The following is a 13,120-nucleotide window of genomic DNA, read 5'->3' on the forward strand; positions in this document are numbered from 1 at the left end:
AGTATAAATGAAAGTTGTATTTCATTGTATAGGTGACAAACACAATACCCAATTGTGCTTCATATTATATATATAACAAAGCGATGTATATTTTTCAGAAAAGTGTTAAGGAATAGGAGTAGGTATATTTTGATTTAAAATAGAGGGGAGGAAATATCTTATATTGTTCTCGGTTAGGCGAGAATGATTAGGATAAAGATATGGAAACAAAACACGAGGTTTGTATTGTATGTGAAAATAAGAAAGATGATGGTATACATGTACAAACAAGTTTTATATGTGACACTTGTGAGCGAGACATGGTAGAAACTGAAACGAATGATCCTAAATATATATATTATTTACAACAACTACGAAAAATTCAAATATCATATTCATAAATAGGCATACACGCCTATTATTTTTTTTGTCTCAATATCTCTGTATAATAAGTAAAGAATGAAAAATAAGGAAGAGATAAACATGAATCAAAATCAAATACCGTTATATGAGGCGTTAATTCAGTTTAAAGATAAAAATCCTTTATCTTTACATGTTCCAGGACATAAAAATGGTTCGAATTTTCCAGAGCGAGCACAAGTTGGTTTTAGTGATGTACTTTCTATCGATGTAACAGAACTAACAGGATTAGATGATTTGCATAGTCCGTTTGAATGTATAGATGAAGCACAGCAATTGCTGGCTGATGTATATCGTGTAAAAAAGAGTTATTTTTTAATTAATGGTTCTACAGTTGGAAATTTGGCAATGATTTTATCATGTTGCGGGGAGCATGACATTGTTCTTGTACAAAGAAATTGCCATAAGTCTATTATCAATGGCTTGAAGTTAGCTGGAGTGAATCCAGTATTTTTAGAGCCGTGGATTGATGGATTGTATGGCGTGCCAGTTGGAGTTCAGTATGAGGTTATTAAGAGAGCTATTGAACGATATCCAGAAGCAAAGGCATTGATTTTAACACATCCTAATTATTATGGTATGGGGCTTGATTTAAAAGAAAGTATTTTATATGCACACGCACATAACATTCCTGTTTTAGTAGATGAGGCACATGGAGCGCATTTTTGTATAGGAGAGCCATTTCCCAAATCAGCATTAGAATACGGTGCTGATATAGTTGTACATTCTGCACATAAGACATTACCTGCTATGACTATGGGTTCTTATCTACATATAAATAGTAATTTAGTGAATGAAGAAAAAATTTCTTCTTATTTAAGTATGTTACAATCGAGCAGTCCATCTTATCCGATTATGGCTTCACTAGATGTAGCTCGTTTTGCATTAGCAAATATGAAGGAGAAGGGCTGTCATGAAATTGTGGGGTTTGTGAGGAGATTTAGAGAGGAATTACATAGTATTCCACAAATTTCTGTCTTACAGTATCCTTTGCAGGATGAGCTCAAAGTTACAGTACAAACGCGCTGTGAGCTTTCTGGATACGAATTACAATCTATATTTGAAAAGGTAGGTATATACGCAGAAATGGCAGATCCATATAATGTTCTATTGATTTTACCGTTGCAGGTGAATGAACAGTATATAAAAGCGATAGAAGTTGTACGACTGGCATTACGTAATTGTACGGTAACAGACAAGAGACCATCAATTCGGTATACTTACAAAGAAGGCTTTTCTTCTTTACCATTTACTTATAAGCAATTAGAGAAGTATAAGAAAAAAGTTGTATCTTTACAAGAAGCTACCGGAATGATTGCAGCGGATATGATCATTCCGTATCCACCGGGTATTCCCGTACTTATGTATGGAGAAGAAATTACGACAGAACACATTGAACAAATTTCTTATTTAGGAGAAATAGGTGCCCGTTTTCAAGGAAATATAAAATATATGAATGTGTATGATATAGAAAGAAAGTAGGTTTTAGGATGAAGGGATTATTTGTAACAATTGAAGGACCAGAGGGTTCAGGTAAATCAACATTAATTACAAAGTTGTTACCGCACTTTGAAAAGAAAGAACAAAAAGTAATAGCAACAAGAGAACCAGGGGGCATCGTAATTTCAGAAGAGATTCGAGAAATCTTACATAAAAAAGAGTATACAATGATGGAAGCACGTACGGAAGCATTGCTATATGCTGCAGCACGTAGACAGCATTTAGTAGAAAAAGTTATGCCAGCTTTGGAAAGAAACTATCTTGTATTATGTGATCGTTTTATTGATAGTTCTCTTGCCTATCAAGGTTATGCAAGAGGGCTAGGAATTGATAAAGTATTTGAAATTAATCGATTTGCAACAGAAGACTGTATGCCTGGTTTGACAATCTATCTAGATATAGAACCTGAAGTAGGCTTAGCACGCATTGAAAAGGATGCTAATCGTGAAGTGAATCGTTTAGATATGGAAAGTATGAAATTTCATAAACGCGTTCGTGAAGGGTACTTACAGCTTGTAGATCGTTTTTCAGATCGCATAGTTGTTGTGAATGCAAATCAATCAATGGAAAAGATTATGGAAGAAGTTATTCAGCTTATAGAAGATAAATTGTTATAATAGAAGGAAAGTATAAAACAAGTGAGGTATGCATTATGATGAGGACGTGGGAGCAGCTTTCTGCTATACAACCCATTGGTGTAAAGATGTTGATGAATAGTATTGCAAAAGGGCGTATATCCCACGCTTATTTGTTAGAAGGCGCAAAAGGAACTGGAAAATACGAAACGGCAATTCAAATGGCAAAAAGTTTTCTTTGTTTACAAAGAAAAGGTGTAGAACCGTGTCATACATGTACGAATTGTCGACGGATTGATTCAGGTAATCATCCCAACTTACACGTTGTAAAACCAGATGGATTATCTATTAAAAAACAACAAATTCATGACTTACAGGAAGAGTTTTCAAAAACAGGTTTAGAGGCAAATAAAAAGGTATATATTATTGAGCATGCAGATCGAATGACGGCAAATGCTGCTAATACCTTATTGAAATTTTTAGAAGAACCAAGTAGCGATACAACGGCTATTTTACTTACTGAACAAAGTCATCAAATTTTAAATACAATCTTATCACGTTGCCAAGTTGTAACATTTAGGCCCCTCGCTGCAGAAGCTTTAATTGAGAGATTACAGGCGGATGGCGTTCCGGTTTCTTTATCTACTCTTGCTGCACAGCTTACGAATAGTTTTGAGGAAGCATTATTACTGTGCAATGATGAATGGTTTGCACAAGCACGAACTTTAGTGATAAAATTATGTGAAGCGCTCGAAAAAGATACAGCCTCTCTTTTTTTTGTACAAGAAAAGTGGGGGAAACACTTTGGAGAGAAGGAACAATTACAACAAGGTTTAGATATGTTACTCCTTATTTATAAGGATTTATTATATGTTCAACTAGGAGAAGAAGATCGTCTCGTTTTTCAAGAGCAAAAGGAGATGTTTCATTCTTTCTCTTACGCTCAGAAGCGCATTGTATCAGCTCTTTTTAATATATTAGAAGCAAAAAATAGAATCAACGCTAATGTAAATGCGCAGCTTGTGTTCGAACAGTTAGTGTTGCGGTTGCAGGAGGGATGACCGTTTTGTATGATGTAGTAGGTGTTCGCTTTAAGAAGGCCGGAAAAGTGTATTACTTTGACCCGAATCAATTTGATATCTCAGAAAATGAATTCGTGATCGTGGAAACTGTAAGAGGTATTGAATATGGGAAAGTAGTTATTACAAAAAAGCAGGTTGATGAAAACGATGTGGTACTACCGTTAAAGAAAGTTATTCGCATTGCGAATGAAAATGATCGGACAGTTGTTGAAGAGAACAAACATGCTGCAAAAGAAGCATATCAAGTTTGTCAACAAAAGGTAGGGGAACACAAGCTTGATATGAAACTTGTAGACGTAGAATATACCTTTGATCGTAATAAGATCATTTTCTATTTTACAGCCGATGGTCGTATTGACTTCCGTGAGCTTGTAAAAGACTTAGCTGCAATTTTCCGGACAAGAATTGAGTTAAGACAAATTGGTGTTCGTGATGAAGCGAAAATGCTTGGTGGTATTGGTCCATGTGGTCGTATGCTTTGTTGTTCTACATTTTTAGGTGATTTTGAACCCGTATCCATTAAAATGGCGAAAGATCAAAATTTATCATTAAATCCTGCGAAAATTTCTGGTTTATGTGGCCGATTAATGTGTTGCTTAAAATATGAGAATGACGAGTATGAAGCGGCAAAAGAGCAACTTCCTGATTTAGATCAACGTATACAAACGCCGCATGGGCTTGGGCGCGTCATCGGATTAAATATTTTAGAAAGATTAATTCAAGTGGAACTAGTAGACAAGGAACGGATAGTGGAATATACGTTAGATGAATTAATTAATGAAGGGGTCGTTTCGAGTCAAACCACAGATTAATGAGGTGGGTGCTTGTGGAGAAAAAGGATATTTTTGCAGCTGTTTCCAGTATGGAAGAGCAAATTGGACATTTATATAAGCAGTTGGGAGAATTAAAGCAACATCTTGCAGAGTTACTTGAAGAAAACCAACATATTAAAATGGAAAATGAAAATTTGCGACGTCGTTTTGAAGAAGTACAGAATAAGGAAAAACAAAAAACGCAAAAGCGAAAAGAAATGAAACCTAAAACGGATATTGGTGAAGGATATGATAACTTAGCTCGTCTATATCAAGAAGGTTTCCATATCTGTAATTTACATTATGGAAGTGTACGTAAAGAAGGAGATTGTTTATTCTGTCTGTCATTTTTAAATAAAAAATGAAATTACCTTTCCAATATATTGGAAAGGTAATTTTTTATACATGTGAGTAAAGTTAAGATGGAATCGTTTTTGCTTTTACGTAAATAGGGTAGGTTAAGTATAAGAAAGGGAATTGTATATGCACTTATATGAAGATGAACGTTTAGATTATTTACTAGCAGAAGAAATGAAAATCATTCAAAGCCCATCTGTGTTTAATTTCTCTTTAGACGCAGTATTACTTGCAAATTTTGCGTGGGTTCCGATTCAAAAAGGGAATTTACTTGATTTATGTACAGGAAATGCTGTTATTCCACTTTTATTAAGTACAAGAACAAAAGGTAAGATTACAGGTGTAGAAATTCAAGAGCGTTTATATGATATGGGAATCAGAAGTGTTCAGTATAACAATCTGGAAGAGCGAATTCATTTAATACATGGGGATTTAAAAGATATGCCGGAGCAGCTGGGGCGCCATCAATATGATGTTGTAACATGTAATCCACCATATTTTCAAACGCCAAAGGCATCTGAGAAAAACATTAACGAGCATTTAGCTATAGCTCGTCATGAAATTATGTGTACATTAGAAGATGTCGTATATGCTAGTAGTCAGCTTGTAAAGCAGGGCGGTAAGGTAGCGTTTGTTCATCGACCAGGTCGATTACTTGATATTGTAACATTAATGAGAAAGTATAAGATTGAACCAAAACGTGTACAGTTTGTATATCCAAAGGCGGGTAAAGAAGCAAATACGCTACTAATAGAAGGAATTAAAGATGGAAATGCAGATTTGAAAATTTTACCGCCCCTTTTCGTATATGAGGAAAATAATGAATATACAAAGGAGCTTCGTTCGATTTTATATGGAGAAAAATAAACATTATTTTTACGTAGTAGAATGTTCAGATGGAAGTTATTATGCAGGATATACAAATCATATAGAAAAACGAATTCAGACTCATAATAGTGGTAAGGGAGCTAGGTATACACGTGCTAGGCTCCCAGTTGTTTTAAAATACTTAGAGACTCACGAGGATAAACGGACAGCGATGCAAGCTGAATATCATTTTAAACAGTTAAGGCGAAAAGAGAAAGAAGAATACATACAAAAAGGAGAACGCTATGTGGCAGCAGAAAAGCTTTCAAGAAAATGAAAAGGGTGTCTTATATTTAGTTCCAACACCGATCGGTAATTTGGAGGATATGACGTTTCGTTCAATTCGGATATTGAAAGAGGCTGATATCATTGCTGCTGAAGATACACGGCAGACGAAAAAGCTTTGTAACTATTTTGAAATTGACACACCAGTCATGAGTTATCATGAGCACAATAAGGAAATAAGTGGACAGAAAATTTTAGATAAGCTAGAAGATGGAAAAACAGTAGCTCTTGTAAGTGATGCGGGTATGCCTTGTATTTCTGATCCCGGCTACGACATTGTGGTAGCAGCTGTAGAGGAGCGATATCATGTTATTCCGCTTCCAGGGGCAAACGCTGCTCTTACAGCGTTAATTGCATCAGGGTTAGAGACAAGACATTTCTATTTTTATGGATTTTTACAAAGAAATAAAAAAGAACGTAAAGCGGAATTAGAAAAGCTTCGTTATGTTCCAACTACGATGATGTTTTACGAAGCACCACATCGATTAGACGATACGTTAATTTCTATGAAAGAAGTACTTGGAAATAGAGAGATTGTATTGTGCCGAGAGCTAACGAAAAAATTTGAAGAATTTATTCGTGGATCGATAGAAGAAGCGATTGAATGGACAAAACAAAATGAAGTTCGTGGTGAATTTTGTATATTGGTATCTGGATCAAAAGAGGAAGCTGCTTCAGAGGAACAATGGTGGGAAGCTATATCAGTATACGATCATATCGAACATTATATAAACGAGCAAGGAATGTCTTCAAAGGATGCAATTAAAAAAGTTGCAAACGATCGAGATTTGTCGAAACGAGACGTGTATCAAATCTATCATGTCGATAAAAAATAAGCTTCTCATAATTGAGAAGCTTATTTTGCAGCTTGAATATATTGTTGAAGTTCGTTTAAGATTTGTTCAGCGCCTTCTTTGCTTAAAATAATTTTACCTTCAGCTAAAGAAAGGTTGCCATCAGATACTTCACCAGTTACTTGGCAAGTCATGTTTGGCTTATATTTTTTTAGGATGATTTTTTCGTCATCAACGTAAATTTCAAGAGCATCCTTCTCTGCAATACCTAATGTACGACGTAATTCAATCGGAATTACAACACGGCCTAATTCATCAACTTTACGAACGATACCAGTAGATTTCATATTCGTTATCCTCCTCATATTCTGTAAGTTTGTGAGTCTATATTTTAATTCGTCATTTTTCGACAAAATACCCTATGAACATATGATACCAATCATTTACATTTCCGTCAATTCATAAATTATAGATTTTATGAAAGAATTATAGATTTTTTTACTCCTTATATATAATAGAAAATGAAAGAATTGCACAAGTATTTTTACTGCATTTTTTAATTTTATCAATTTTTTCAGAAAAAACACTGTATATTTTTTGGGAAATGAGTAATAGATGATAAAGATAATCGAGCATTAATTCGTTTTTATGCGTCAGTTTTTGATATACTGTTTATAAATACATATGAGGTCATTTGGGAGGCTTAAAACAATGACAGAGGAAAAGAAAACCTTTTATATTACTACTCCAATTTATTATCCGAGCGGAAAGCTTCATATTGGACATGCTTATACGACGGTAGCGGGAGATGCAATGGCACGCTACAAGCGCATGCAGGGATACGATGTTCATTATTTAACAGGTACTGATGAGCATGGACAAAAGATTCAAAAGAAAGCAGAAGAATTGCAAGTTACACCACAAGCATATGTTGATAACATTGTAGCAGGAATTAAAGAACTGTGGGAGAAAATGGACATTTCTTACGATGACTTTATTCGTACAACAGAAGACCGTCATAAAGAAGTTGTCGAAAAGATTTTTAAACAACTTGTCGATCAAGGCGATATTTATCTTGATGAGTATGAAGGATGGTACTCTGTACAAGATGAAACATTCTACACAGAACACCAACTTGTTGATCCAATTATGGAAGGTGACAAAGTAGTTGGTGGAAAAAGCCCAGATAGCGGTCATGCTGTAGAACTTGTTCGTGAAGAATCTTATTTCTTTAGAATGGGTAAATATGTAGATCGACTATTACAGTTTTACGAAGAAAATCCACACTTCATCCAACCTGAATCTCGTAAAAATGAAATGATTAATAACTTCATTAAACCAGGTTTAGAAGATTTAGCAGTTTCACGTACTTCTTTTGATTGGGGAGTTCGTGTACCAGGTAACCCAAAACACGTTATTTACGTATGGGTAGATGCATTGTCTAACTACATTACAGCACTAGGATATGGAACAGATAATGAAGAGAAGTATAAAAAGTATTGGCCAGCAGATGTTCATTTAGTAGGAAAAGAAATTGTTCGTTTCCATACGATTTATTGGCCAATTATTTTAATGGCACTAGATTTACCGCTGCCGAAAAAAGTGTTTGCTCATGGATGGATCTTAATGAAAGACGGAAAAATGAGTAAATCAAAAGGAAATGTAGTTGATCCTGTTACGTTAATTGATCGTTACGGATTAGATGCACTACGTTATTATTTACTTCGTGAAGTTCCATTTGGATCAGACGGTGTATTCACACCAGAAGGATTTGTAGAGCGAATTAACTTTGATCTTGCGAACGACTTAGGAAACTTATTAAATCGTACAGTAGCGATGATTGATAAGTACTTTGATGGAGAGATTCCTGCTTTTAAAGAAAATGTAACAGAGTTTGATCAAACGTTAGTAGCATTCGCACAAGATATATTGAAAAAAGTAGAAGAAGCAATGGAGAACATGGAGTTCTCAGTGGCATTAAGCTCTATTTGGCAATTGGTTAGCCGTACGAATAAATACATTGATGAAACACAACCTTGGGTATTAGCAAAAGATGAGAATGACCGTGATAAACTTGCTTCTGTAATGGCACATCTTGCAGAAATGCTTCGTCAAACAGGTATTATGCTTATGCCATTCTTGACAGCAACACCAAGTAAAATCTTTACGCAACTTGGCCTTACTGATGAAGCACATCAATCTTGGAATAGCCTTTCTACGATTGGTTGTATTCCTGCTGGTACAAAAGTAGTGAAAGGACAGCCAATATTCCCACGCTTAGAGGTGGAAGTAGAAGTTGAATATATTAAAGAACAAATGAAAGGTTCTGCCCCTAAAGTGGAAGAGAAAAAGGAAGAAGAACCGAAAGCAGAAGAAATTACAATTGATGATTTCTTTAAAGTTGAATTGCGTGTGGCGGAAGTAATAGAAGCAGAACCTGTGAAAAAAGCAGATAAGCTTTTAAAAATTCAACTTGATTTAGGTACAGAAAAGCGACAAGTTGTTTCTGGCATTGCTAAATTTTATACACCGGAAGAATTAAAAGGGAAAAAAGTTATTTGTGTAACGAATTTAAAGCCAGTGAAATTACGTGGTGAATTATCACAAGGTATGATTTTAGCAGGCGAAGAAAACGGAGTATTATCGTTAGCGACAATTGATCAAAGTTTACCGAATGGTACAAAAATCAAGTAATCCTGACAAAATAAGAGATGTTTCACGTGTAACATTCGTGAAGCATCTTTTTTCTTGTTAGGAATCTTTTTAAAAATTTCTTTTTTGTATTAAGATTGTGCTATCGTTTTTATTACGTTGTTAGGATAGAGATTTTGAAACATGATAGAGTTTATTTCATATAAAAGGAGTTATTTGCTATGTTGTTTGATACACATTCACATTTAAATGCAGAGCAATTTAAAGAAGACTTGCAGGAAGTCATTGTAAGAATGAAAGAAGCTGGGGTTTCATATACAGTTGTAGTTGGTTTTGATGAAGTAACGATAAAAAAGGCAATGGAACTTGCAGAAACGTATGATTTTATTTATGCAGCAGTTGGTTGGCATCCGGTTGATGCAATTGATATGACAGAAGAGCATTTAGTTTGGCTAGAAGAATTAGCAGCACACCCAAAAGTGGTTGCTCTTGGTGAAATGGGATTAGATTATCATTGGGACAAATCTCCGAAAGAAGTACAGAAAGAAGTATTTCGTAAACAAATTCAGTTAGCAAAGAAAGTAAAGTTGCCTATTATTATACACAATCGTGATGCAACGCAAGATATCGTGGATATTCTAGAAGAAGAAAATGCAGCTGAAGTAGGAGGCATTATGCATTGCTTTAGCGGCAGTGTAGAAGTGGCGCAGCAATGTATTGGCATGAATTTCTTAATTTCATTGGGTGGGCCAGTAACTTTCAAAAATGCAAAAAAACCGAAGGAAGTTGCAATGGAAATTCCAATGGAAAAGTTATTAATAGAAACGGATTGTCCATACTTAACACCACATCCATTTCGTGGTAAACGAAATGAACCAAGCTATGTGAAACTTGTAGCAGAAGAAATTGCAAACTTAAAAGGGATTTCATATGAAGAGGTCGCAAAGATAACTACAGAAAATGCAAAAGCGTTATTTGGTGTTGAATAAGAAAGAATGGGGGTTCATTCTTTTTTGTGTTGTTATCTTAGAAAGAAAATGTAATTTAGTTAACTAGCGGATACATGTATGGCGAGGAAAACAAGTAAAGATTAAAGTGTTACAATAAGAAGAGTAGGCAGAGGGTTTTTTCTCCTCTGCTTTTTAAATTGTATCAATGGGAAAATAATAATGGAAAAGTATTCGTTTTTTTGTTTTACTAAGTAGAGACGAAATGAGTGTGGAGGCAGTCATGAAAATTAAAGAGATTATCGTTGTAGAAGGTAAAGATGATACAGTTGCAATTAAGCGCGCTGTCGATGCAGATACAATTGAGACGAACGGTTCAGCAATCGGTGATCATGTCATTGAGCAAGTAAAATTGGCACAGCAAAAACGAGGCGTTATTATTTTGACGGATCCTGATTATCCAGGAGAACGTATTAGGAAAATTATTTCTGAAAAGGTTCCGGGTTGTAAGCATGCTTTCTTACCGAAAGAAGAGGCACTTGCAAAAAGAAAAAAAGGAGTCGGAATTGAACATGCTTCCAATGAATCCATTCGCCGTGCTTTAGAAAATGTTCATGAAGAAATGGAAGCTTATACGAGTGAAATTAGTTGGAGTGACTTAGTAGATGCTGGTCTAGTGGGCGGAGAACAAGCAAAAAGTCGTAGAGAAAAAATGGGTAAACTATTAAAGATCGGTTATACAAATGCGAAGCAGTTACATAAACGTTTACAAATGTTTCAAGTTTCAAAAGGAGCATTTGCGGAAGCATATAAACAAGTATTACAGGAGGAAAAGAAATGAAGGATATTGCAACACCGAATCGTACGAAAGACATTGTTGAAAAATACGGATTTTCATTCAAAAAAAGTTTAGGACAAAATTTTTTAATTGATACAAACGTATTAAATCGTATTGTAGATTATGCAGAGATTGGATCAGAGAGCGGAGCGATTGAAATTGGTCCTGGTATTGGAGCTTTAACAGAACAATTAGCAAAGCGTGCTAAAAAGGTAGTAGCATTTGAAATTGATCAACGATTATTACCAATTTTAGATGAAACGTTAGCTCCTTATGGTAATGTAACTGTTATTAATAAGGATGTTTTAAAGGCAGATGTGCATGAAGTATTTGGAGAACAATTTGACGAAGGGCAAGACGTAATGGTGGTAGCGAATTTACCTTACTATGTTACAACACCAATTTTATTTAAGTTGCTCGAAGAAAAGCTACCAGTGCGCGGATTTGTTGTTATGATGCAGAAGGAAGTCGGCGATCGTTTAGCAGCGAAACCAGGTACGAAAGATTATGGTTCTTTATCTATTGCAATCCAATATTATACGGAAGTAGAAACAGTGATGACTGTTCCTCGTACTGTATTTGTACCACAACCAAATGTAGATTCTGCAGTTATTCGTCTTTTAAAACGTCCAAAACCAATTGTAGAAGTGAAAGATGAGAAGTTTTTCTTTGAGGTAGTACGAGCAAGCTTTGCACAACGTCGTAAAACGTTGATGAATAACTTATCAAATAATCTAAATGGTTTCCCGAAAGATAAAGAGTTATTAGAGCGTATTTTAACAGGAGTAGGCATTGACCCAAAACGACGAGGCGAAACATTATCAATTGAAGAATTCGTAGCACTGAGTAATGCGTTAGTCTCTCATAAAGTAAAACTTTAATTAGTGGGAGGTCTCATCTTCCATTGATTATCAGTCCTTACCAATCGGGCTTTTACGGTCAGTTGCTTTCCACCTAAATTCTTTGCTTTTACTGAATTTCGGGATGTGTGGGGCTTACTGCACACAATAGCGTGATAAACAATAAAAGGACGGCTCCATTGGAGCTGTCCTTTTTGTCACCTTTTCTACTCTGGATTCATACGTTAAGAAAAGAAGATGGTTAGTGAGATGGCCTAATGAGTTTGGAGGTAAGATAATGGCTGTACATGTGGGAGATTTAGTAGAACGGCATTCATATAATCGAGATATTCTTTTTCGTATTACAGAAATAAAAGGTGAAATTGCAATATTGTTTGGAGAAGAAGTTAGGCTGATAGCAGATGCACCACTTGAAGATTTAATTATCATTGATCAGCGTGAGTATAAAAAAAGAGCAAAGCGTGAAAAGGAAACGATAGAACAAACATATCGTCTGTTTCATCAGGACTATGTTTTGATGAAGCAACGTCACGAACATAATTCTACAGGTGGATATACGAGTGAAGTTAATTATTTTCAAATGCCAGGTAGGGTTTTGCATATAGATGGGGACCCATTATATTTACGGAAATGTTTAGATTTATATACAAAGATAGGTGTTCCAGTTCAAGGGATACATTGTAAAGAAACAGAAATGCATGAAAAGGTAGTCGATTTAATCGATCATTTTCGTCCAGATATTTTAGTAATTACAGGACATGATGCATATACAAAATCAAAGGGAGTTATGGGAGATTTAGCAGCTTATCGTCATTCTCGGCATTTTGTACAGGCCGTTCGGGAAGTACGCAAGAAATATCCTTCTTTAGATCAACTTGTTATTTTTGCTGGGGCATGTCAGTCTCATTTTGAAGCTTTAATTCGAGCTGGTGCTAATTTTGCTAGTTCACCATCGCGTATTAATATTCATGCATTGGATCCAGTATATGTAGTGGGAAAGATTAGTTTTACTTCATTTATGGAACGCGTAAATGTATGGGATGTTGTTCGAAATACCATTACTGGGCAAAAAGGTCTTGGTGGTATTGAGACCCGTGGGCTTTTACGAACAGGGTTACCATTTCAATATTATGAAGAGTAAGCAAGGTATAT

General features: G+C 35.3%; 15 protein-coding genes. 14 read left to right on the forward strand and 1 reads right to left on the reverse strand.

Features of this window, described 5'->3' with window-relative positions:
* Positions 1 to 200: 200 nt before the first annotated feature.
* From HRG09_RS21660 to rsmI, 9 genes are all read left to right on the forward strand, one after another.
* Positions 201 to 380, forward strand: coding sequence for a sigma factor G inhibitor Gin (locus tag HRG09_RS21660; protein ID WP_174102888.1), 180 nt, complete (start codon positions 201 to 203; stop codon positions 378 to 380).
* 82 nt (positions 381 to 462) lie between these two features.
* A complete protein-coding gene (locus HRG09_RS21665; RefSeq protein ID WP_174102889.1) occupies positions 463 to 1,881 on the forward strand; it encodes an aminotransferase class I/II-fold pyridoxal phosphate-dependent enzyme in 1,419 nt (472 codons plus the stop codon).
* Positions 1,882 to 1,889: 8 nt separating this feature from the next.
* Positions 1,890 to 2,516, forward strand: coding sequence for a dTMP kinase (tmk, locus tag HRG09_RS21670; protein WP_174102890.1), 627 nt, complete (start codon positions 1,890 to 1,892; stop codon positions 2,514 to 2,516).
* A gap of 35 nt (positions 2,517 to 2,551) precedes the next feature.
* On the forward strand, positions 2,552 to 3,535 hold the full coding sequence (gene holB, locus HRG09_RS21675; protein ID WP_174102891.1) for a DNA polymerase III subunit delta': 984 nt from the start codon (positions 2,552 to 2,554) through the stop codon (positions 3,533 to 3,535).
* Positions 3,536 to 3,540: 5 nt separating this feature from the next.
* Positions 3,541 to 4,368 carry a PSP1 domain-containing protein gene (locus HRG09_RS21680; protein WP_174102892.1) on the forward strand — a complete coding sequence of 276 codons (828 nt, stop codon included), beginning with the start codon at positions 3,541 to 3,543 and terminating at the stop codon, positions 4,366 to 4,368.
* A 14-nt stretch (positions 4,369 to 4,382) separates the two neighbouring features.
* A complete protein-coding gene (gene yabA, locus HRG09_RS21685; protein ID WP_000412052.1) occupies positions 4,383 to 4,733 on the forward strand; it encodes a DNA replication initiation control protein YabA in 351 nt (116 codons plus the stop codon).
* Positions 4,734 to 4,851: 118 nt separating this feature from the next.
* Complete coding sequence (locus HRG09_RS21690; protein ID WP_174102893.1) at positions 4,852 to 5,592, forward strand: tRNA1(Val) (adenine(37)-N6)-methyltransferase; 741 nt, start codon at positions 4,852 to 4,854, stop codon at positions 5,590 to 5,592.
* Positions 5,579 to 5,869: a GIY-YIG nuclease family protein gene (locus tag HRG09_RS21695; protein WP_174102930.1), complete on the forward strand. Its 291-nt coding sequence runs from the start codon at positions 5,579 to 5,581 to the stop codon at positions 5,867 to 5,869. The genes HRG09_RS21690 and HRG09_RS21695 overlap by 14 nt, the downstream gene beginning before the upstream one ends.
* Complete coding sequence (gene rsmI, locus HRG09_RS21700; RefSeq protein WP_174102894.1) at positions 5,838 to 6,713, forward strand: 16S rRNA (cytidine(1402)-2'-O)-methyltransferase; 876 nt, start codon at positions 5,838 to 5,840, stop codon at positions 6,711 to 6,713. The genes HRG09_RS21695 and rsmI overlap by 32 nt, the downstream gene beginning before the upstream one ends.
* Positions 6,714 to 6,733: 20 nt before the next feature.
* Here the strand turns inward: rsmI and HRG09_RS21705 are convergent, their stop codons facing one another.
* Positions 6,734 to 7,018 (reverse strand): transition state genes transcriptional regulator AbrB, encoded by a 285-nt coding sequence (locus HRG09_RS21705; RefSeq protein ID WP_097897759.1) that lies wholly within the window; start codon positions 7,016 to 7,018, stop codon positions 6,734 to 6,736.
* Positions 7,019 to 7,382: 364 nt separating this feature from the next.
* Here HRG09_RS21705 and metG point away from each other — a divergent pair, with 364 nt between their 5' ends.
* The 5 genes from metG to yabG all read left to right on the forward strand — a co-directional run bounded on the left by metG (position 7,383) and on the right by yabG (position 13,109).
* Positions 7,383 to 9,365, forward strand: a complete 1,983-nt coding sequence (metG, locus tag HRG09_RS21710; RefSeq protein ID WP_254610150.1) for a methionine--tRNA ligase — start codon at positions 7,383 to 7,385, stop codon at positions 9,363 to 9,365.
* A 179-nt stretch (positions 9,366 to 9,544) separates the two neighbouring features.
* Positions 9,545 to 10,312, forward strand: a complete 768-nt coding sequence (locus HRG09_RS21715) for a TatD family hydrolase (protein ID WP_174102896.1) — start codon at positions 9,545 to 9,547, stop codon at positions 10,310 to 10,312.
* Positions 10,313 to 10,553: 241 nt separating this feature from the next.
* Positions 10,554 to 11,111: a ribonuclease M5 gene (rnmV, locus tag HRG09_RS21720; RefSeq protein WP_174102897.1), complete on the forward strand. Its 558-nt coding sequence runs from the start codon at positions 10,554 to 10,556 to the stop codon at positions 11,109 to 11,111.
* The gene (rsmA, locus tag HRG09_RS21725) at positions 11,108 to 11,989 is read left to right on the forward strand and encodes a 16S rRNA (adenine(1518)-N(6)/adenine(1519)-N(6))-dimethyltransferase RsmA (RefSeq protein ID WP_174102898.1); all 882 of its coding nucleotides are present in this window, start codon (positions 11,108 to 11,110) and stop codon (positions 11,987 to 11,989) included. The genes rnmV and rsmA overlap by 4 nt, the downstream gene beginning before the upstream one ends.
* A gap of 256 nt (positions 11,990 to 12,245) precedes the next feature.
* Positions 12,246 to 13,109, forward strand: a complete 864-nt coding sequence (gene yabG, locus HRG09_RS21730; protein ID WP_174102899.1) for a sporulation peptidase YabG — start codon at positions 12,246 to 12,248, stop codon at positions 13,107 to 13,109.
* Positions 13,110 to 13,120 lie beyond the last annotated feature (11 nt).

The sequence above is a fragment of the Bacillus sp. Xin1 genome, assembly GCF_013314535.1.
In the GTDB taxonomy this organism is placed as follows: domain Bacteria; phylum Bacillota; class Bacilli; order Bacillales; family Bacillaceae_G; genus Bacillus_A.